This is a genomic window from Pseudomonas hydrolytica (assembly GCF_021495345.1).
Classification (GTDB): Bacteria; Pseudomonadota; Gammaproteobacteria; order Pseudomonadales; family Pseudomonadaceae; genus Aquipseudomonas; species Aquipseudomonas hydrolytica.
Genome location: NZ_CP099397.1, coordinates 5045859 through 5064665 on the forward strand (window position 1 = coordinate 5045859; position 18807 = coordinate 5064665).

The window sequence follows — 18807 nt, forward strand, 5'->3', positions numbered from 1 at the left end:
ACCGTCGCCACGAACCTTTGCACAAATGCCCGCTGGTTATACTCCGGGGCAGATGTGCCAACGCCGGATACCGATATGACTGAAGCCGCCCTCGCCCCCAACGCCTCTGCGCAACCGCCTGCCGTGATCGCGCAGCTGCTGGAAAAACTCGCCGTCCCCTTCCAGGCGCGCACCGAGGTGCCCGGCCTGCCGGCGGCGGCTCGGGTGCAGGCCGTGCTGGTGGATGACGCGGTCGGCGCACTGCTGGTGCTCTATCCGCGCAGCCAGTTGCTCGACCTGGCGCGCCTGGCCGAACTGACCGGGCGCCAGCTCACCGCGGTCAAACCGGAGCGCCTGGAGCGCATGCTCGGCAAGCACAACCTGACCGCGCTGCCTGGCCTGCCGCCGCTGACCAGTTCACCCTGCCTGTACGAGGAGCGCCTGCTGCAGGTGCCCAGCCTGCTGATCGAGTCCGGTCAGCCCGGCGTGCTGCTGGAGATTCCCACCGAGGCCTACAAGAGCCTGCTGAGCAAGGCCAGCGCGGCGCGCTTCGGCGAGCCGGTGCTGGCGATCCGGCCGAACCTCGACCGCCCCGATGACGACCGCGCCGAGATCACCCAGGCGGTCCAGGCCTTCACCGCACGGCGCATCCAGCAGCGACTGGAAGAAACCATCGAGATTCCACCGCTGCCGGAAACCGCGCAGAAGATCATCAAGCTGCGGGTCGACCCCAACGCCACGGTCGACGACATCACCGGCGTGGTGGAAACCGACCCGGCGCTGGCGGCTCAGGTGATCAGCTGGGCGGCATCGCCCTATTACGCCGCGCCCGGCAAGATCCGCTCGGTGGAAGATGCCATCGTCCGCGTGCTGGGCTTCGACCTGGTGATCAACCTGGCCCTTGGCCTGGCGTTGGGCAAGACCCTCAGCCTGCCCAAGGACCAGCCGCAGCACGCCACGCCCTACTGGCAACAGGCGATCTACACCGCCGCGGTGATCGAAGGCCTGACCCGCGCCATGCCCCGCGCCCAGCGCCCGGAAGCCGGCCTGACCTACCTCGCCGGTCTGCTGCACAACTTCGGCTATCTGGTGCTGGCGCACGTGTTCCCGCCGCACTTCTCGCTGATCTGCCGCCACCTGGAGGTCAACCCGCACCTGCCTGCCAGCCATATCGAGCAGCACCTGCTCGGCATCACCCGCGAACAGATCGGCGCCTGGCTGATGCGCCACTGGGACATGCCGGAGGAACTGGCCACCGGCCTGCGCTTCCAGCACGACCCGAGCTACGCCGGCGACAACGCCGCCTTCCCCAATCTGGTGTGCCTGGCCGTGAGCCTGCTGCGCAATCGCGGTATCGGCGCCGGGCCGCAGGGGGAGATTCCCGAGGAACTGTTCGAGGCCCTGGGCCTGAGCCGGGAAAAGGCCGAAGACGCCGTGAGCAAGGTGCTCAGCGCCGAAGTAGCGCTGCGTGAGCTGGCGGCGCAGTTCCAGCACCCGCACTGAGGTCGCGACCTGCCCAGTCGCGCCGGTGAATTCGCGCCTGACCTGCGCTCGCGACAGCGGGCGCCGGTCTACCGGCGCAACTGCTCGCGGCGTTCGGCGAACAATTGCGGCACCACTTCCAGACTGATGGCGAGCAGGCGGCTGACGCTGGCATCTTCGTAGAGCGCGGCGTACTCGGCCAGCTGGTCGCTGGGCATCTGCCGGTAGGCATAGAGCATGAAGGACTCCACCGCTTGCGCGCTGGATTGGCGAATGGCCTCGGCCTGCTTCTGGGTCTGCGCCTGCAGCTCGGCCTCGTCGAGGTTCTCGCCGCGCGCCCTGAGCGCCAGCAGCGCCTGGGTCTTGCCCACCTCGTAACGCAGCAGGCTAGCCAGTTCGGTGGTGCGCGCCGCCGCATCGAGCCGCTTGACCAACTCCAGACGCGCACCCCGCGGCGGTTGCTCAAGCAGACGCTGGCGATATTCGGCCAGGCCCTCGGGCTGCTCACCAACCGCTCGCTCGAGGGCGGTGAAACGCCGCGCCAGCGGGCTATCGAGGCGCTCCCGGGCCTGCTGCACCGCATCGAAACGGGCCGCGACGCGCGTGGCCAGCTCCAGACAGAAGGCCTCGCCCGCAAACAGCTGAGCGAGGCGCTTCTGCTCGGCTTCACCCTGACCGCGCTGCAGCAAGGGCGCACTCTGTTCGCACAGCAGGTGAATACCGGCCAGTTCAAACAGCGGCAGCAGTGCGCGGGACGCGGCGGGCTCGGCGCGCGCCGAGAGCGCGGCCAGCAACAGCAAGGGCAACAGGAAGAAACGCATGACCAGGCTTTCCACTAGGACTCGCCAGGCAGCCTAACCAAAGCGCAGCGCGCCGACCAGCGACGGCGCGCAGGAATGACTATCAGGCGGCCTTCTTCGGCGCGTCACCCTTCTTCTTCTTCGGCATCAGGTACTTGGTCAGACCCTGGAACCACATGACCAGCGCCGGGTTGCCCTGAATCTGGATGTCCTTGTTCTGGATACCCTGCATGAAGGCCAGCTGCTTGTTCTTCGCGGTCATGGTCTCGAAGCCGTAGGCGGCATCCCTGAAGCCGATGGCGAAGGCAGGCTCCTTGGCCGCGCCGCGCTTGCTGGTCACACGCTGGCCGGCAACGATGAAGTGGCGCGCCACCTTGCCGTCGAGGGTGTGCAGCTGAAAGACCATGTCGCGGCCTTCGAGCTGCTGGCGGAAGTCTGGATTGTCACGGCTGGCCTTGGCCATCAGACGGCCAAGCATCCACAGAAGAAAACGGAATTTCATGCACGGGCCCTAGTGATCGAAGAGGATGGCCGCGCATTGTAGTGGTTTTCTTGCAGGACTACAGCCTGCCAAAAGCACGGCTACAGCGTCAGAGACGCAGGGCGCGCCTTGGGCAGAAGGAGCTTGATGAGAAGCGGGAGAAGCCCGGAGGCGAGCGGCTCCGGGCAGCGGGCTCAGTTGACCGCGTCCTTCAGGGACTTGCCCGGTTTGAAGGCGACGGTATTGCTGGCCTTGATCTTCACCGGTTGACCGGTTTGCGGGTTCTTGCCAGTACGGGCGCCACGGTGGCGCTGGACGAAGGTACCGAAGCCCACCAGGGTCACACTGTCCTTGCGGTTCAGTGCACCGGTGATTTCTTCCAGTACGGCGTTGAGTACACGATTGGCCTGATCCTTGGTCAGATCAGCCTTTTCGGCGATGGCGGCGGCGAGTTCCGGTTTACGCATAGATGCCTCTTTGACGGTTTTTTGTTGTTGTGTCCGTGCTGTTCTTCCAGAACAGCGCCTAAGGCGCCGCAACAGCTCTGCGCTGCGGCAGACCCTTGGAGAATGGCATGCCGCATCGCGCTGCGCCAGTGTTGTCCGACACTTTAGCCGGGCAATTTCGTGGCGTATCCGACAGAACGCCAGGCGATCACGCCAGCAGCGGCGGCAATTCCTTGTTCAGCGCCAGCTTCTCCTGCACCGCGGCGCCGGTCAGGGCATAGCCCAGCAGGCTGCCCGCAGCATCGCGGCACAGGGCCTTGATGTCGCCACCGCTGCCTTCCACGGTCCATTCGCCGTGGCTGCCACGCGGCGGTGGCGACACCACCAGCGGGCATACCGGGGTCTTCACCGTGACCGGCATGGGCCCGTAGCCGACAGCTGTCGGCTCGCCGGCCAGGGTCTTGGCGAGGGCGCGGGCGCAGGCCATCAGCGGCATCACGTAGAGCAGATTGAGGCCATCGACCTCGGCGCAGTCGCCCAGGGCGTAGATGTTGGCGTGGGAGGTACGCAACTGGCGGTCCACCATCACCCCGCGATTGATGTCGAGGCCGGCCGCTGCGGCCAGGGCGGTGCGCGGGCGCAGGCCGACGGCAGAGACCACCGCGTCGCACGCGATCAGGCTGCCATCGGACAGCGTGGCCTGCAGCGCATCGCCCTGACGATCGAGACTGGCCAGCACCGGCCCGAGGTGAAAGCCCACGCCCAGTCCCTCCAGGCCAGCCTGCACGGCAGCAGCGGCGGCCGGGTGCAGCAGCCCGGGCATCACCTGCTCGCAGGGCGCCAGCACTTCGATCTGATAGCCGCCGGCGCTGAGGTCGTTGGCAAACTCGCAGCCGATCAGGCCGGCGCCGAGAATCAGCACGCGGCGCTTGCCGGCCACGGCGCTGCGAAAACGTGCGTAATCCTCCAGGTCATTGATGGGGTAGATGGCGTCCTGGGCATCGCCCTCCACCGGCACGCGGATCGGCTCGGCGCCCCAGGCCAGCACCAGATCACGGTAAGGCACGGCCTCTTCGCCGATCCACAGACGCTTGTGCCCGGGGTCGATGCCGGTGATGCGGGTATGGGTGCGAATTTCCGCGTTGAGCTGTTCGGCCATGGCGCCCGCCTCGGCCATCGCCAGGCCGTCGGCGTCCTTGTTCTTGCCGAAGCCGGTGGACAGCATCGGCTTGGAATAGGAACGTCCGTCGTCGGCGGTGATCAGCAGCAGCGGCGTCTGCGCGTCGAGCTTGCGCCACTCCTTGGCCAGGTTGTAGCCGGCCAGGCCGGTACCGACGATGACGACAGGTGCACTCATGCTGTGATTCCTCTGCGAAAACGACGCGACGGCCCGCGCGGCCGTCACCAGTGGTTGGCGTTGCGGGCGGGTCAGGCGATTTCGATCATTTCGAAATCCGCCTTGCCGACGCCGCAGTCGGGGCATACCCAGTCGGCAGGGAGGTCCTCCCAGGCCGTACCGGGCGCGATGCCCTCCTCGGGCAACCCCTCGGCTTCGTCATAGATGAAGCCGCAGACCACGCATTGCCATTTGCGCATCGCTCTCTCCTACGACAGTTGCCCAAGCCGACCCTACTCCAGATAGGCCTCGCCAGCCAAGAGCGCGACTGCGCCTCCAGCCGGAGGATGGGGGGCGGTCAGGCCGTAATCGGAGCACCAGGTGACGTCCTCGGACATGTGCAGCCGCCGGGCTTGCCGCAGTATCCAGAGCCCCCCGGAGCAAAACCGGGCAAGACCTATAAGAACCCACGAGGCCACGCATCGATGTCCTTGATCCTCTCCGCTGCGATTCTCGCCCTGCTCGGTCTGACCCTCTGGGTACTGCTGCGCTGGGGCAGGCTGCGCTGCACCGGCAGCGAGCCGGTGGGGCTGTTCACCTTCCTCGCCATTCTCTTCACTTCCGGCCTGGACATGGGCCTGATCATCTTCCCGCTCACCGAATTCCCCACCTACGCCAGCGAGGAGCCCTACCAGTTCTCCAACCCGCTGGCGGTGGCCTTCGGCTTCTGGGGTTTCCTGATCTGGGCGTTCTACTTCATCACCACCTTCTACTTCTGCGTGATCGAGCCCAAGGTGAAGTTGTTCGAGCTGCGCCCGGTGAAGCTGGTGAACAACCTGGTGATCGTCTCCACCTGTGCCTTCACCGCCTACCTGTTCCTGGTCAACATCGCCTGGTACGCCCCGGAGGTCAGCGAGACCTGGCACTACCTCACGGTGGTGGCGATCCTCCTCGCGGCGATCTATTCGAGCACCGACATTCGTTACCTGAAGATTCTCAGCGTCGCCTCCACCTGGCTGTTCTTCGCGCTGATCCTGGGCATGGCGCTGGTCGGCGCGTTCACCCCCGCTCACCTCGCCAGGGCCGCGGCGGACATCGGCAGCGGCTACTTCGCCGAGCTGCCACGGTTCATCCTGCCGCTGAGCGACTACCACGCCTTCTACCTGTTCTGGTGGTTCGCCTGGAGCATCATGATCGGCCAGTTCGTCTCGCGCTTCGTCGGCGGCCTGCGAACCTACCAACTGCTCTTGGCGCTGCTGATCATCCCGTCGATTCCGCTGGCGATCTGGTTCGCCGTGCTGCACCACTATTTCGCCGCGGACATCGCCGTCGCGCCTCAGTGGAAGCTGGCCATGCTGGCTGTCGGGGTGATCTTCGTCATCAACTCGGTGGACTCGCTGGTGCGCCTGTACAGCGACAACCTGGGGCTGAGCGTGCAGCGGCTGGGGCGCGGGCGCTTCATCGCCTGCCACTTCGCCCTGCTCGGCGCGCTGGTGCTGGCGTTCAAGTTCACCCCGTTCGAGATCCAGTGGGTGGGGCTGGCGGTCATCGGCCTGTACGCCGTGACCCTGGGTCTGCTGCTGCGCCGCTGCCGACCGGCATTACGCGGCATCGATATGGCGCGCGCCGGCCACACGAAGTCCTCCTCCGCCTGAGGCCGGCGCACACCTGGCAACGGCCCGATGCCGCGAGGGCATCGGGGCCGCGGGCGCCTAGAACGCCAGACCGACGCGCAGGCCGACCTGCTCCTGCTTGAGCTTGCTGCGCTCGGCGAGTTCGCTGTTGCTGTCGAGCTCGTAGCGGGTCTGGGTGTAGTACAGGCTGGTGCTGATCGGCAGGTTGTTGATGCCCTTGTTCCACAGCATGGTCAGCTCGCCGTAGGGGTTGACCTTGTTCTTCAGGTCCACCGAGTCGCTGTCGCCGTCGACCTTCAGGCGTGCCTCCGGGTCGATGGAGTAACGCGCGCCGACTTCCAGACGCAGGGTGTAGTCCGGGGTCAGGTAGTTGTAACCCAGCCCGGCCTTGGCGAATGGCGACTTGCTGGTGAGCTTGACGTTGCTGTCGAGCGGGCCGACGTCGTCCTGCTCGATACGACCCCAGTCGTAACCGCCACCGACGATCACGTCGACGTAGTTGTTGGGGCTCAGCGCGGCACGCAGGCCGAGGTCGAGGTCGGCACGCGAGGACTTGTATTCCACATCGTCCTTGTCACGGTACTGGCCTTCGATGCCGGCCTGGTAGATGAAACCTTCCTGCCCCGTCAGCTTGTTGCCGAAGTGGAAGAACAGACCGCCCTGGTTGAGGCGTTCCTTGTCGCTTTCGTCGTCCACGGTCAGCTTGTACTGGTTGTGCGAAGCGATCACACCGAGGGTGGAAATCGGATCGGTGACCGAGTCTGCATAGGCCTGCGAGGCGCCCGCCAGGCACAGGGCGAGAGTAGCTTTGGGGGTTATGCTGGTCAGCTGCATGACTATGTCCTTGGCAATGAGTGGATAACGCCGCTCACCACAAAAGGTGGGACGTAAGTTCCTAGACTGCCCCTGACCACGGCGATTCGGTAAACCCGATGAGTGGTTGCGAAACTGAACGAAGCCTGAATGAGACTGCGCCAGAGGAGAAAATGTTGACCGAATGGTCACCCGGCCGGCTCGTTGCGAGCCTGGCCGGTGACGGGCTGCCTCAGGCGATCTTGAGCACCTTGGCCAGCACCACCTTGGGCCCCTTCATCTTCTTGACGATGATGCGCAGGCCCTCGGTTTCCAGCACCTCTTCCTCCTCGGGCATGCGCTTGAGCGTCTCGTAGATCAGCCCGGCGAGGGTCTCGGCCTCGATATGGTCGAGGTCGACGCCAAGCAGGCGCTCGACCTTGGCCAGCGGCGTGTCGCCGCGCACCAGCAGCTTGCCCGGCTGGTAGGCGAGGATGCCACGCTCGGCCTTGCGGTGCTCGTCCTGAATATCGCCGACCAGCGCTTCGAGCACGTCCTCCATGGTCAGGTAGCCGATCACCTTGCCATCGGCCTCCTCGACCAGGGCGAAATGCGCGCCGCCCTGACGGAACTGCTCGAGCAGCTGCGACAGCGGCATGTGCCGGTTGACCCGCTCCAGCGGGTGCATCAGATCCGCCAGGTTGAGCGCGGACGGCAGCATCTCCAGCAGCGACAGCTGCAGCAGCAGGTCCTTGATATGCAGCACGCCGACGAACTCGCCCTTGCTCTCGTCGAAGATCGGGTAGCGGCTGTACTTGTGCCGGCGGAAGGTGGCGAACACCTGATCGAGGCTGGCGTTGAGCTCCAGGAAGACCAGGTCTTCGCGCGAGTTGGCCCAGTCCACCACCTCCAGCTCGCCCAGCTCCACCGCCGAGGCCAGCACGCGCAGGTCCTGGTCGGTGGGCGCGCCGGCGCGGCTGGAATGCAGGATCAGCTTGAGCTCCTCGCGACTGTAGTGGTGCTCGTGATGCGGGCCCGGCTCGCCCTGCCCGGCGATGCGCAGGATGGCGTTGGCGCTGGCGTTGAGCAGGAAGATCGCCGGGTACATCAGCCAGTAGAAGGCGTACAGCGGCGCAGCCGTCCACAGCGAGAGCAGCTCGGGCTTGCGGATCGCCCAGGACTTGGGCGCCAGCTCGCCGACGACGATATGCAGGTAGGAAATGATCGAGAACGCGGTGAAAAAGGCGATGCCGTGAATCAGCCTCGGCGACTCGATGCCGATGGCCGCCAGCAGCGGGGTGAGCAGTTCGGCGAAGGCCGGCTCGCCGACCCAGCCCAGGCCCAGCGAGGCCAGGGTGATGCCCAGCTGGCAGGCCGACAGGTAGGCGTCCATCTGGTTGTGCACGGTGCGCAGGATGTGCCCGCGCCAGCCGTGCGCCTCGGCCAGGGCGTCGACCTTGGTGGCGCGCAGGCGCACGATGGCGAACTCGGCGGCGACGAAGAAGCCGTTGAGCAGGACCAGGAACAGGGCGAACAGAACGAGACCGAAGTCGGCGAAGTAGACGGAAGCGGGAAGACTCGTGGAGGGGTCCATGAAGGTTCGAATTGGCCAATGACCGCTAGAGGGTGGGGGCTCGCGACAACGAATGCAAGCCCTCAGCGCCCGCGCTGGACGACCTGCGCAGGTACGAAATGGCAGGTGAAGGTGCTGCCCTTGCCCGGCACGCTGCTGATCTCCAGATTGCCGCGGTGGCGCAGCAGCACATGCTTGACGATGGCCAGGCCCAGGCCGGTGCCGCCGGTGTTGCTGGCGCGGCTGGAGTCAACCCGGTAGAAGCGCTCGGTCAGGCGCGGCAGGTGCTTGGCTTCGATGCCCATGCCGGTGTCGCTGACCGCCAGGTGCGCGCCCTGCTCGTCACCGAACCAGCGAATGCGAATCTCGCCGCCGGCCGGGGTGTACTTCACCGCGTTGAACACCAGGTTGGAGAAGGCGCTGCGCAACTCGGTCTCGCTGCCCTTGAGCTTGAGGTGCGGATCGGCCTCCAGGCTGATGCGGTGGTTCTGTTCGCCGGACAGCGCCTGGGCGTCGTTCTTGATCGACAGCAGCATCAGGTCGACCGCCACCGGCTGGTTGTCCGAGGGGTAGTCGGTGGCCTCCAGCTTGGCCAGCAGCAGCAGATCGTTGAGCAGGGTCTGCATGCGCGCGCCCTGCTGCTGCATCTGCTGCAGCGCGCGCAGCCAGCGCGGATTGACCGCCTCGACGTTGTCCAGCAGGGTCTCCAGGTAGCCGGCGATCACCGTCAGCGGCGTGCGCAGCTCATGGGACACGTTGGCGACGAAGTCCTTGCGCATCTGCTCGAGCTGATACAGGCGGGTGACGTCGCGCACCAGCAGCAGGTGCTCGCGGTTGCCGTAGCGGGTGATATGGAACTGCAGGCGGCGGCGGTCGTTGATCGGCGAGGGAATCTCCAGCGCATCGGCGTAGTTGCCGCGCTCGAAGTACTCCTTGAAACGCGGATCACGCACCAGGTTGGCCATGGGCTGACCGCTGTCCTGCGGGGTCTTCAACCCCAGCAGGGTCTCGGCCGCGCGGTTCCACCACTCCAGATTGCCCTGGCTGTCGAGCATCACCACCGCATCCTTGAGCGCCGCGGTGGACTCCTGCACGCGATCAATCACCGCCTGCAGGCGGCCGCGCGCCTTCTGATTGCGGCGCTGCAGATGGTAGATGCTGTCGAACACCTCGCCCCACAGGCCGTAACCGTCCGGCGGCGGCTCGTCGGGTTTGTGCTCGCGCAGCCACTTGTGCAGGCGCAGCAGCTGGCTGAGGGTCCAGCCCAGATGAATCGCCAGGCCCACGGCCAGCGCCCAGGCGTATTCGCCGGTGATGAAGCCGAGCAGCAGGCAGGCGCCAACCAGCAGCAACAGGCGGCGCACCACGGCGCCACGCCAGTCTTGATTCACGATGGAGCGCATCCTTGTGAGAAGAGCGAACCCGCAGAAGCTGATTTACGATCTCGCGAGCTAGAGCCATGCAAGGCGAAAGCAGGTGAGGAAGCGGAGTGTACTTTTGTACATGAGCATTCCGAACCTGTTTTCAACGCAGCAGGGCCGACGCGCAGCAGATCGTAAACAGCTTCTCAGCCTTTGGTGGAGAAACGATACCCAGTCCCGCGCACGGTTTGTACCAGGTTTTCGTAGGCATCGCCGAGGGCCTTGCGCAGGCGGCGGATATGCACGTCGACGGTGCGCTCCTCGACGTAGACGTTGCCGCCCCAGACCTGGTCAAGCAGCTGGCCGCGGGTGTAGGCACGTTCCTGATGGGTCATGAAGAACTGCAGCAGACGGTATTCGGTCGGCCCCATCTCGGCCGGTTTGCCGTCGATGGTGACGCGGTGGCTGATGGGGTCGAGCAGCAGGCCGCCGACCTCGATCGGCGCCTCGCTGTCGCTTGGCCCGGCACGGCGCAGCACGGCCTTGAGGCGGGCCACCAGCTCGCGCGGCGAGAACGGCTTGGTGATGTAGTCGTCGGCGCCGACCTCCAGGCCCTGGATCTTGTTGTCCTCTTCGCCCTTGGCGGTGAGCATGATGATCGGGATATCGCTGGTCAGCTCGTCGCGCTTGAGGCGCCGGGCCAGTTCGATGCCGCTGGTGCCGGGCAGCATCCAGTCGAGCAGGATCAGATCGGGTTTGCGGTCGACGATCACGGCGTGTGCCTGCTGGGTGTTCTCCGCCTCCAGGCACTCGTAACCGGCCATCTCCAGGGCCACCGCGATCATCTCGCGGATCGGTGCTTCGTCATCGACGATCAGGATGTTCTTGCCAACCATGGTCCTGCCTCGGTTCGTTCAACTGTCTGCGCCGCATTAGATAACGGAATTATTGCAGCGATATGACAGGTAGGCGGCAAGCCTTAGCGCAATGCGTAGTCCAGCACGATGCCGACGAAGATCGCCAGCCCCGCCCAGTGGTTGTGCAGGAAGGCGTTGAAGCAGGCCATCGGCTTGCGGTTGCGGGTCTTGTGGTATTCCCAGACGAAGCAGGCGGCGGCCACCAGCAGGCCGGCGTGGAACCAGACGCCCAGCTCGAAGCGCGCGCCGGCCAGCAGCAGGCAGAGCAGCGCCAGGCCCTGCAGGCTGGCGATGATCAGGCGGTCGGCGTCGCCGAACAGGATGGCGGTGGATTTAACCCCGATCTTCAGGTCGTCCTCGCGGTCGGCCATGGCGTAGTAGGTGTCGTAGGCCACGGTCCACAGCAGGTTGGCGATGTACAGCAGCCAGGCTTCCGGCGGCAGGCTGCCGGTCTCGGCGGTAAAGGCCATCGGCATGCCCCAGGAGAAGGCCGCGCCGAGCACCACCTGCGGGTAAAAGGTGTAGCGCTTCATGAAGGGGTAGCAGGCGGCCAGGGCCAGGCCGCCGAACGACAGCCAGATGGTGGTGGCGTTGGTGAACAGCACCAGCACGAAGCTCAGGGTCACCAGCACGGCGAACAGCAGCAGTGCTTCGCGCGGCTGGATCTTGCCGCTGGCCAGCGGTCGCGCCCGGGTGCGGCTGACGTGACCGTCGAAATTGCGGTCGGCATAGTCGTTGATCACGCAACCGGCGGCGCGCATCAGGATCACGCCGAACACGAAAATGAACAGATTCTTCGCACTCGGCACGCCTTCGGCGGCCACCCACAGCGCCCACAGGGTCGGCCACAGCAGCAGGTAGATGCCGATGGGTTTGTCCAGGCGCATCAGCTGAATGAAGTCCCAGGCGCGCGGGTGCAGGCGGGTGGTCGATTGCAGCAGGCGGGTGTACATCGAAGCGTCTCCGTGCAGGTTGCGCGGATTATAAGGGGAAAAGCGTTTCGGCCGAGGCGCTCGGGTCGCCCTCCTCCCACCGTCTACCAGCGGCAGCAGAGCGGTTACGCGTCGATCGCGGCCGCCTGCCAGAAGGCCGGCAGAAAGACTTCGGCCACCAGCACGCCGAGTGCACCGCGGCTGAAGCACGAACGTCGCGCCCACAGACGCTCCTCTCGCACCTCATCCGGCAGCCAGGCCGCCGGATAACGACAGGCCTGCAACTCGCCGCGGTCGAAGGCACGATCGCTGAACAGCAGCTCACCCAGCGAGCGGCTGCCCAGCTCGGCCAGGTTCAGTCCAGAGCCTTCCAGCACGCTACGCGCGGCGACGCTGCGGGCGAATACCCAGGGCTGACCGTGACCACGCAGGTACACCTCGCGCACCCAGCCCTGGCTGCCATCGGCCACGCCGAGGGCGGCGCACTCGTCATTGCGCAGACGCTGCCAGCCCTCCTGCAGCGGCGTTACCGAGAAACCGTCGTTGGACAGCGCGGTCAGGCGGCGGGTCAGCGAATCCTCGTTGAACAGCCAGTCGCGCACACCGGCAGGCGGCTGCGGATGCAGCTGGGCATTGGTCAGCCAGCGCGGCGGATGGGCAAGGGCGGCGTGAGGCACGGCAGAATCACCACGAATCGGAAGCGCGCGAGTCTAGCACGCTGCGCCGGGCGCTTGAGACCGGTAGGGAGGGCTTTAGCCCACTCAGTAAGGTTGCGGTGTGTACAGCTGCGCCGAGCCCGGCTCGCCGAGCAGCTGTTCGAGAATCTCGTGATGCATGGCCAGCAGCTTGCCGTTGCGCTCGTTGAGGCGCTTGCACTGGCCAGCCAACTGGCCGAGCTGCTCCCAGGTATGTTCGAGGTGCTTGCGCTGGGCCTGTGGATAACGCGCCAGCAGCTTCTGCATCGCACTATTGCCGCTGCCCAGCTGAAAGGCGGCGAGCACCTTGCTGCGCCGTTCGGCGCGGGCCTTGGCCTGGTCCACCAGCGGCAGGATCTGCTCGTTGAGCAGGTCGATCTGCCGGCTGTCGCGCTTGAGCAACTGCTGATACAGCTCCTGCATCAGGCCGCGCAGGGCCAGGTAGTCGGCGCAGTCCTGTTGCAGGTCCTGCTCGACGACCAGAAGCAGCTGTTGCTCACGACTGAGGGTCACGCATCGCTACCGCTGTGATAGGTGAGCATGCTGCCGGCCAGCGCGGCCGGATCGCTGCTCAGCTCGCCGCGAGCCAGAGCGGCCTTGAGCTGGGCGACCTTGTCCAGATCGACCTCGGGCAGGCTGCGCAGGGCTTGCTGCAGTTGCTCCAGACGCGGCTCGGCGCTGGCCGCCGCACGCGAGGCGGTACTGCTCTGCGCGCGCGCGCTCTGCACCTGCGCCGGGGCGTCGCTGGGCAGGTTGAGGCTGGGCTTGAGGTGCCTGCTGATTTCCATGATTCGAATCCAACTCGTGGTGTTATGGCCTAAGAGCGACCAGACGCGGCAAGGACTTAAACGCGTCGAAGAAAAATTAACTCACCTGCGCCCGCCACCAGGCCTGGGCGGCCAGGCCATCCTGAATCTTCTGCTCCTGGCGGGCAAGCAGCTCCTGCCATTCGTTGATCTTGCCTTCGAGAAACTGGGCGATGACCTTCTCGCTGCGCATCGCCGCCAGCAGCTCGCCCTGGATGCGTGCCAGATTCTCCTCGGCCAGCGCCAGCTCGCGCCGCTGCAGTTCGACCATCTTGTACAGCGTCGCCTTGTAGCGCTGCTGGTTGTCGCGTTGCAGCGGCGTGGTCATCGGCACGCTGAAGCCGCACAGACGGCTGAGTCCGGTGATGTTGTTGCGGTAGCGCTGGCACAGGTTCTGCTGGTAGCTGACCCGGCCGAGCATCTGCTGCACCCTGCTGCCGCGCAGGCTGGCCAGGCGTCCGAGCACTTCGATCTGCTGTTTCATTTGATGATGCCCTGCAAGGTGGCGATGCTGGCGCCGAGCTCGGCGCCGCTGCCGACCTCCTGGCGCAGGAAGCGTTCGAGGCTGGGCGCCAGCTGCACGGCGCGGTCGGTCTTGGCGTCCATGCCCGGGGTGTAGCCGCCCAGGGGGATCAGCTCCTTGATCTTTTCATAGGTGCTGTAGAACTCCTTGAACTGGCGCGCTGCGCCCAGGTGCGCGGGCTCGCCGACCTGGCTCATGCAGCGGCTGACCGAGGCGGAAATGTCGATGGCCGGGTAGTGGCCGACATCGGCCAGGCGCCTTGAGAGCACGATATGACCATCGAGGATGGCGCGTGCGCAGTCGACGATCGGGTCCTGGTGGTCATCGCCCTCGGCCAGCACGGTGTAGATGGCGCTGAGGCTGCCACTGCCGCTCTCGCCGTTGCCGGCGCTCTCCACCAGCTCCGGCAGCATGCCGAACACCGAAGGCGGATAGCCCTTGGTCGCCGGCGGCTCGCCGAGGGCCAGGGCGATCTCGCGCTGGGCCATGGCGTAGCGGGTCAGCGAGTCGACCAGCAGCAGCACGTCCTGGCCCTGATCGCGAAAATAGGCGGCGATGCTGTGGCACAGCTCGGTGGCCTTCAGGCGCATCAGTGGCGACTCGTTGGCCGGCGCCACCACCACCACGGCCTTGCGCAGCCCCTCCTCGCCGAGGGAATGCAGGAGAAATTCCTGCACCTCGCGGCCGCGCTCGCCGATCAGCCCGACCACCACCACGTCGGCCTTGGTCTGCCGGGTGATCATCCCCAGCAGCACGCTCTTGCCCACGCCGGAGCCGGCGAACAGGCCGACGCGCTGGCCCTTGCCCAGGGTCAGCAGGGCGTTGATGGCGCGTACGCCGACATCCAGCGCAGCTTCCACCGGACGGCGCTTGAGCGGGTTGACCGTGGGCAGCTCGACCGGCAGCGGGTCGCGCCCGGAGAGCTTGCCGCGCTCGTCCAGCGGCTCGCCGAGGCCGTTGACCACCCGGCCGAGCCAGGACTCGTCGATCTGCAGCAGCGCCTCGTCCTTGGCCGGGAACACCCGCGAGCCGGCAGCCAGGCCGACCGGCTTCTTGAACGGCATCAGGTAGGTGATATCGCGGTTGAAACCGACCACCTGGGCATCCAGCAGGCTGCCGTCGGCCTGCTCGACGCGGCAGCGCTGGCCGGTGCTGCGCTGGCAGCCGAGGCTCTCCAGCAGCATGCCGGAGACCCGCACCAGGCGCCCGGCCACCTTGGCCAGTTGCACGCCGTCGAGCGAGCGCAGCGCTTCGTCGAGCTTGTAATCCAGCATGCGCGATCAGGCCTCGGTCAGATGCAGGTGTTCGGCCAGGGTGTCGATGCAGGCATCCAGGCGCTGCTGGCAGCCCACGTCGGCCTCGGCCTGCGGCGTGATCACGCGGCACTCGCCCAAGGCCAGGCGCTCGTCGGCCACCAGCTTCCAGCCGGCCGCGCGCTCCGGCGCCAGCGCCTTGATCCGCGCGTATTCCTCGGGGCTGAGCAGCACCTGCACGTCTTCGGGCTCGCCCGGCATGCTGCTCAGGGCTTCCTCCACCAGTGCCAGCAACTGGGTCGGATGCAGCGTGAGTTCGCAGCGGATGACCTGCTGCGACACCTTCTTCACCAGTTCCAGCAGCTCCTGACGACGCTTGTGCTCCAGCTCGCCAAGGTACTGCTCGAGCGTTTGGCTGATCCGCTCCAGTGGCTGCGCGGCCAGCTCGAATTCGCGCCGTCCTTCATTGCGGCCGTCCTCACGGCCCAGGCGCAGGCCCTCGGCCCGACCCTGCTCGAAGCCGGCCTGGCGTCCGGCTTCCTCGCCCTGCTGCAGACCGTCCTGGTAGCCCTTCTCGATGCCCTGCTGAAAGCCGTCGGCCATGACCCGCTGCAGGCCGGCGGCATCGCCGCTCCAGTCCACTGCCGGCTGGCTGCTGCGTGGCGGAAAGCGGTAGGCGCGCCACTGGCGGGTATCGCCCTTGATCACCTTGACCGTCATCTCATTCCACCGTCTGTTCGCGGAACAGCTGCACCTGCAGCTCGCCGCTGGCCGACATTTCCCGCACCACGGCCATGATGTCCTTGCGCACCTGCTCGACGCGGCTCAATGGCACCGGACCCTGACGACGGTTGATCGATTCCATCTGCTGCGCCTGGCGCTTGGGCATGGCGCCAGTGATGGCGCGCACCAGCTCGGGTTCGGCGCCCTTGAGGGCGACCACCCATTCCTCCAGCGGCACCGCCTCGAGCAGTGCCTGCAGCACGTCCTGGTTCTGCCGCGAGAGGATGAAGAAGTCGTACATCTCGTCCTCGATGCGCTCCACCAGTTGGTCGTCGTGGGCGCGCAGCAGTTCGAACATCTGCCCGCGGTCGCCCTTGAAGCGGTTCATGATGTCCGCCGCCTGCTTGATACCGCGCACCTGCGAGCCCTGGGTGCTAAGCACCGCCAGGCTGCGTTCGATCAGCTGCTCCAGCTCGGCGATCACGTCGCTGTTGACCTCGCTGAGGTTGGCGATGCGGTACAGCAGCTCGTCCTGGCGCTCCTTGGGCATGCACTCGAGCACCTCGCTGGCCATGCCCGGCGGCAGGAAGGCGAGAAACACCGCCTGCATCTGCGCGTGCTCCTTGGCGATCAGCGCGGCGAACTGCTTGGGGTCGAGCCATTCCATCTTGGCCATCTTGGCGCGGATTTCCTCGCCGTAGATGCTGTCGAGCAGCGAACGGGTGATCTCGCTGCCCAGCGCCTTGCTGAGCATGCCGGCCAGGTAGCCACGCGAGGCGCCCTTGATGCTGCTCTGCTCCTTGTAGTCCTCGAAGAAGCGGCCGATCACGTCGGAGACCATTGGCTGCTTGACGTTGGACAGGCGCGCCATGGCCTGGCTGATGGCGACGATTTCCTCGCGGGAGAAGTGGCGGAGCACGCCGGCGGAAATCTCGTCGCCCATGCTCAGCATGAGGATGGCCGCCTGCTCGGACGAACTCAGCGAGCGATTCTGCACGCGCATGCGCATTTCCTTGGCGGTGGAACCACCGCGGCCGTCAGGCTGGGTTGAGGTCTCGCTCATTGCGTCCTATCCATTGTTTGATGACTTCCGAGACGCGCTCGGGATCGTTCTTGGCCAACATCTGCAGGTGTTCGATCTGTAGCTCCAGGCCCGAGCCGGGCGCCGGCAGGCGGATCTCCGACAGCGGGCTGAGCTCGCCGAGCACCGTGGCGCCCGGAGGTTCGTCGCCGACACGGGCCAGCAGGCGTTCGGCGGCGCGCTCGGCGTGCAACGCCAGCTGCTCGTCGCCCTGCACCGCCGCCGCTCCCCCCGGCTGGCTGCGCTGGGTCAGGCTGCGCACGGCCGGACGCACCACCATCAGCAACAGCAACAGGCTGATCAGGGCGAACACGCCGAGCCTGGCCAGCTCGTGCACCTTGGCGTTCTCCCACCAGGGCAACGCCTCGCCCTGCGCCGCATCCGCGCCGGCAGCGGTGAAGGGAAACACGCTGAGGGTCAGCAGATCGCCGCGCGCCTGGTTGAAGCCCACGGCGCTCTTGACCATGGCTTCCAGCTCCGCGCGCGCCTCGGCGGTCCAGCCGCCCTCGGGCGCCGCCGCGGCGTTGAGCACCACGGCAATGCTCTGCTGGCGCAGACTGAACGGTGCGTGCTTGACGTGGGTGACGCTCTGGTCGTAATCGAGCTGGCGATTGGATTCCTTGCGCAGCGAGGTGGCCGCCTTGCTGGCCGCCTCGCCCTCGGCCGGCGGCTGCCCTTCGACCGGCTCCGGGGCGGGCTGCGGCGGACGGTTGGCCAGCGAACCGGGAACGCCGAGGGCCAGCTGATCGAGCACGCTTTCGTCGCGCAGCACTTCGTTGCGCAGGCGCGGGGTCTCGCCGTAGGCCTGGAAGGTCTCCTCCTTCTGGCTGAAATCGATATCGGCGGCGACGCTGATGCGGTAGTTGCCATTACCCAGAACCGGCGCCAGCACCGCCTCGGCGTTGGCCACCGCCTTGTTCTGGTAGTCGTCGACCACCTGCCAGTTCTGCACCGGACCGCCGAGGGTATCGATGCCGCGCGACAGCAGCGCGCCGTACTGATCGACCACCTGCACGTTGGCCGCATCGAGCTGCGGCACGCTGCCGGCCACCAGATTGACGATGGCGCTGACCTGCTCCGGCGCCAGCTTGTAGCCGGGCGCCAGCTGCAACATCACCGAGGCCTTGCCCGGCTCGCGCTTGCCGACCACGAAGGAGCTGCTTTCCTGCAGCGCCAGGTGCACGCGGGCACCTTCCACACCCTTGAGCGCCATCACCGTGCGCGCCAGCTCGCCCTCCAGGCTGCGCTTGAGGCGCACGTCCTGAACGAACTGGCTGGTGCCCAGCGGCTCGTCCTTGTCGAACAGCTCGTAACCGGCCGGCACCTTGACCTGCACGCCCTTGGCCGCCAGCAGCATGCGCGCGCGGCCGAGCTGATCCTCGCGCACCAGCACCTGACCACTTTGCGGATGCAAGCGGTAGCTGATGGCGTCGCCGTCGAGCACCTGCATCACCTCGGCGGCCGGGTAGGCCTCGCCGGTGCCGTACAGCGGGCGGAAAGAGCCCTGGTCACGCCAGAGATAGAACACTACGCCGACGGCAAGTAGCGCGGCGATCAGCGCCAGGCCGACCAGGCTCAGGCGCGGGTCGAGTTTCAGGCCGCCTTCGGGCAGCTTGCTTTTCAGGGTCTGCAGCACGCGTCAGGCTCCCGGTCCGCTTACAGCGGCATCTTCATGATGTCGTCGAAGGCCGAGGCCAGCTTGTTGCGCACCTGCAGCAGGGCGCTGAAGGACACGCTGGCCTTCTGGCTCTCGATCATCGCCCCGACCAGATCGTCGCTCTGGCCACTGTCGACGGCCGCCATCAGCGCACCGGAACGATGCTGCTGGGCATCCACCGCACGCACCGCGTCGTCGAAGGCGGCGGCGAAACCGGCTTCGCCGGGCCCGGCGAAGGCCTGCGCCGGCTTGATCGGCGCCGCTTCGCTGAGGTTCTTCAACTGCTCCATACGGCCGAGCAGGTCCTGCTGCACCTGACTAATCGAGTTCATCCTG

General features: G+C 66.4%; 21 protein-coding genes. 2 read left to right on the forward strand and 19 right to left on the reverse strand.

All coding sequences use genetic code 11. The annotated features are described in order from the left end of the window. Window positions 1–75: 75 nt before the first annotated feature. Window positions 76–1482 (forward strand): aminoacyl-tRNA deacylase and HDOD domain-containing protein, encoded by a 1407-nt coding sequence (locus tag L1F06_RS23750; RefSeq protein WP_003242565.1) that lies wholly within the window; start codon window positions 76–78, stop codon window positions 1480–1482. Window positions 1483–1550: 68 nt separating this feature from the next. On the opposite strand, the gene L1F06_RS23755 is transcribed toward L1F06_RS23750, so the two are convergent. From L1F06_RS23755 to rd, 5 genes are all read right to left on the reverse strand, one after another. Continuing rightward, the gene (locus tag L1F06_RS23755; RefSeq protein WP_177491269.1) at window positions 1551–2282 is read right to left on the reverse strand and encodes a hypothetical protein; all 732 of its coding nucleotides are present in this window, start codon (window positions 2280–2282) and stop codon (window positions 1551–1553) included. 82 nt (window positions 2283–2364) lie between these two features. Continuing rightward, the gene (locus L1F06_RS23760; RefSeq protein ID WP_129483680.1) at window positions 2365–2763 is read right to left on the reverse strand and encodes a helicase; all 399 of its coding nucleotides are present in this window, start codon (window positions 2761–2763) and stop codon (window positions 2365–2367) included. A gap of 173 nt (window positions 2764–2936) precedes the next feature. Then, window positions 2937–3209 carry an HU family DNA-binding protein gene (locus L1F06_RS23765; RefSeq protein ID WP_003242571.1) on the reverse strand — a complete coding sequence of 91 codons (273 nt, stop codon included), beginning with the start codon at window positions 3207–3209 and terminating at the stop codon, window positions 2937–2939. Window positions 3210–3396: 187 nt separating this feature from the next. After that, entirely contained in the window at window positions 3397–4545 is a 1149-nt protein-coding gene (locus L1F06_RS23770) for an FAD-dependent oxidoreductase (protein ID WP_129483681.1), read from the reverse strand. A 71-nt stretch (window positions 4546–4616) separates the two neighbouring features. Then, window positions 4617–4784, reverse strand: coding sequence for a rubredoxin (rd, locus tag L1F06_RS23775; RefSeq protein WP_012020158.1), 168 nt, complete (start codon window positions 4782–4784; stop codon window positions 4617–4619). 225 nt (window positions 4785–5009) lie between these two features. Between rd and L1F06_RS23780 the strand changes: the two genes are divergently transcribed. Next, window positions 5010–6179 (forward strand): BCCT family transporter, encoded by a 1170-nt coding sequence (locus tag L1F06_RS23780; protein WP_012020159.1) that lies wholly within the window; start codon window positions 5010–5012, stop codon window positions 6177–6179. 57 nt (window positions 6180–6236) lie between these two features. Here the strand turns inward: L1F06_RS23780 and L1F06_RS23785 are convergent, their stop codons facing one another. From L1F06_RS23785 to fliE, 14 genes are all read right to left on the reverse strand, one after another. Further along, window positions 6237–6992 (reverse strand): outer membrane beta-barrel protein, encoded by a 756-nt coding sequence (locus L1F06_RS23785; protein ID WP_003242579.1) that lies wholly within the window; start codon window positions 6990–6992, stop codon window positions 6237–6239. Between the two features lie 211 nt (window positions 6993–7203). After that, window positions 7204–8544, reverse strand: coding sequence for a hemolysin family protein (locus tag L1F06_RS23790; protein ID WP_012020160.1), 1341 nt, complete (start codon window positions 8542–8544; stop codon window positions 7204–7206). A 62-nt stretch (window positions 8545–8606) separates the two neighbouring features. Further along, window positions 8607–9926, reverse strand: a complete 1320-nt coding sequence (gene phoR, locus L1F06_RS23795; RefSeq protein ID WP_012020161.1) for a phosphate regulon sensor histidine kinase PhoR — start codon at window positions 9924–9926, stop codon at window positions 8607–8609. Between the two features lie 164 nt (window positions 9927–10090). Next, window positions 10091–10780, reverse strand: a complete 690-nt coding sequence (gene phoB, locus L1F06_RS23800; protein ID WP_003242584.1) for a phosphate regulon transcriptional regulator PhoB — start codon at window positions 10778–10780, stop codon at window positions 10091–10093. Between the two features lie 83 nt (window positions 10781–10863). Beyond that, a complete protein-coding gene (gene ubiA, locus L1F06_RS23805; RefSeq protein ID WP_129483682.1) occupies window positions 10864–11754 on the reverse strand; it encodes a 4-hydroxybenzoate octaprenyltransferase in 891 nt (296 codons plus the stop codon). A gap of 104 nt (window positions 11755–11858) precedes the next feature. Then, complete coding sequence (locus L1F06_RS23810; RefSeq protein ID WP_003242588.1) at window positions 11859–12410, reverse strand: chorismate--pyruvate lyase family protein; 552 nt, start codon at window positions 12408–12410, stop codon at window positions 11859–11861. An 84-nt stretch (window positions 12411–12494) separates the two neighbouring features. After that, window positions 12495–12941: a flagellar export chaperone FlgN gene (gene flgN, locus L1F06_RS23815; RefSeq protein ID WP_012020164.1), complete on the reverse strand. Its 447-nt coding sequence runs from the start codon at window positions 12939–12941 to the stop codon at window positions 12495–12497. Beyond that, the gene (gene flgM / locus L1F06_RS23820; RefSeq protein ID WP_012020165.1) at window positions 12938–13216 is read right to left on the reverse strand and encodes a flagellar biosynthesis anti-sigma factor FlgM; all 279 of its coding nucleotides are present in this window, start codon (window positions 13214–13216) and stop codon (window positions 12938–12940) included. Before flgM ends, flgN begins: the two co-directional genes overlap by 4 nt. Window positions 13217–13292: 76 nt before the next feature. Next, window positions 13293–13718: a flagellar FliJ family protein gene (locus tag L1F06_RS23825; protein ID WP_129483683.1), complete on the reverse strand. Its 426-nt coding sequence runs from the start codon at window positions 13716–13718 to the stop codon at window positions 13293–13295. Further along, window positions 13715–15031 (reverse strand): flagellar protein export ATPase FliI, encoded by a 1317-nt coding sequence (gene fliI / locus L1F06_RS23830; protein ID WP_012020167.1) that lies wholly within the window; start codon window positions 15029–15031, stop codon window positions 13715–13717. The genes L1F06_RS23825 and fliI overlap by 4 nt, the downstream gene beginning before the upstream one ends. A 6-nt stretch (window positions 15032–15037) precedes the next feature. Continuing rightward, complete coding sequence (fliH, locus tag L1F06_RS23835) at window positions 15038–15730, reverse strand: flagellar assembly protein FliH (protein ID WP_012020168.1); 693 nt, start codon at window positions 15728–15730, stop codon at window positions 15038–15040. 1 nt (window position 15731) lies between these two features. Further along, window positions 15732–16796, reverse strand: a complete 1065-nt coding sequence (locus L1F06_RS23840; RefSeq protein ID WP_012020169.1) for a FliG C-terminal domain-containing protein — start codon at window positions 16794–16796, stop codon at window positions 15732–15734. After that, complete coding sequence (fliF, locus tag L1F06_RS23845; protein WP_129483684.1) at window positions 16771–18450, reverse strand: flagellar basal-body MS-ring/collar protein FliF; 1680 nt, start codon at window positions 18448–18450, stop codon at window positions 16771–16773. The genes L1F06_RS23840 and fliF overlap by 26 nt, the downstream gene beginning before the upstream one ends. A 20-nt stretch (window positions 18451–18470) precedes the next feature. Beyond that, on the reverse strand, window positions 18471–18803 hold the full coding sequence (gene fliE / locus L1F06_RS23850; protein ID WP_129483685.1) for a flagellar hook-basal body complex protein FliE: 333 nt from the start codon (window positions 18801–18803) through the stop codon (window positions 18471–18473). Window positions 18804–18807 lie beyond the last annotated feature (4 nt).

What these genes read in the sequence shown, in the direction of transcription:
- rd (WP_012020158.1), bottom strand. Translation starts at nt 4,784, where the DNA reads ATGCGCAAATGGCAATGCGTGGTCTGCGGCTTCATCTATGACGAAGCC.
- phoR (WP_012020161.1), bottom strand. Translation starts at nt 9,926, where the DNA reads ATGCGCTCCATCGTGAATCAAGACTGGCGTGGCGCCGTGGTGCGCCGC.
- L1F06_RS23825 (WP_129483683.1), bottom strand. Translation starts at nt 13,718, where the DNA reads ATGAAACAGCAGATCGAAGTGCTCGGACGCCTGGCCAGCCTGCGCGGC.
- ubiA (WP_129483682.1), bottom strand. Translation starts at nt 11,754, where the DNA reads ATGTACACCCGCCTGCTGCAATCGACCACCCGCCTGCACCCGCGCGCC.
- fliE (WP_129483685.1), bottom strand. Translation starts at nt 18,803, where the DNA reads ATGAACTCGATTAGTCAGGTGCAGCAGGACCTGCTCGGCCGTATGGAG.
- L1F06_RS23755 (WP_177491269.1), bottom strand. Translation starts at nt 2,282, where the DNA reads ATGCGTTTCTTCCTGTTGCCCTTGCTGTTGCTGGCCGCGCTCTCGGCG.
- fliH (WP_012020168.1), bottom strand. Translation starts at nt 15,730, where the DNA reads ATGACGGTCAAGGTGATCAAGGGCGATACCCGCCAGTGGCGCGCCTAC.
- L1F06_RS23840 (WP_012020169.1), bottom strand. Translation starts at nt 16,796, where the DNA reads ATGAGCGAGACCTCAACCCAGCCTGACGGCCGCGGTGGTTCCACCGCC.
- L1F06_RS23780 (WP_012020159.1), top strand. Translation starts at nt 5,010, where the DNA reads ATGTCCTTGATCCTCTCCGCTGCGATTCTCGCCCTGCTCGGTCTGACC.
- L1F06_RS23790 (WP_012020160.1), bottom strand. Translation starts at nt 8,544, where the DNA reads ATGGACCCCTCCACGAGTCTTCCCGCTTCCGTCTACTTCGCCGACTTC.
- fliI (WP_012020167.1), bottom strand. Translation starts at nt 15,031, where the DNA reads ATGCTGGATTACAAGCTCGACGAAGCGCTGCGCTCGCTCGACGGCGTG.
- flgM (WP_012020165.1), bottom strand. Translation starts at nt 13,216, where the DNA reads ATGGAAATCAGCAGGCACCTCAAGCCCAGCCTCAACCTGCCCAGCGAC.
- L1F06_RS23785 (WP_003242579.1), bottom strand. Translation starts at nt 6,992, where the DNA reads ATGCAGCTGACCAGCATAACCCCCAAAGCTACTCTCGCCCTGTGCCTG.
- L1F06_RS23770 (WP_129483681.1), bottom strand. Translation starts at nt 4,545, where the DNA reads ATGAGTGCACCTGTCGTCATCGTCGGTACCGGCCTGGCCGGCTACAAC.
- L1F06_RS23765 (WP_003242571.1), bottom strand. Translation starts at nt 3,209, where the DNA reads ATGCGTAAACCGGAACTCGCCGCCGCCATCGCCGAAAAGGCTGATCTG.
- L1F06_RS23750 (WP_003242565.1), top strand. Translation starts at nt 76, where the DNA reads ATGACTGAAGCCGCCCTCGCCCCCAACGCCTCTGCGCAACCGCCTGCC.
- L1F06_RS23760 (WP_129483680.1), bottom strand. Translation starts at nt 2,763, where the DNA reads ATGAAATTCCGTTTTCTTCTGTGGATGCTTGGCCGTCTGATGGCCAAG.
- phoB (WP_003242584.1), bottom strand. Translation starts at nt 10,780, where the DNA reads ATGGTTGGCAAGAACATCCTGATCGTCGATGACGAAGCACCGATCCGC.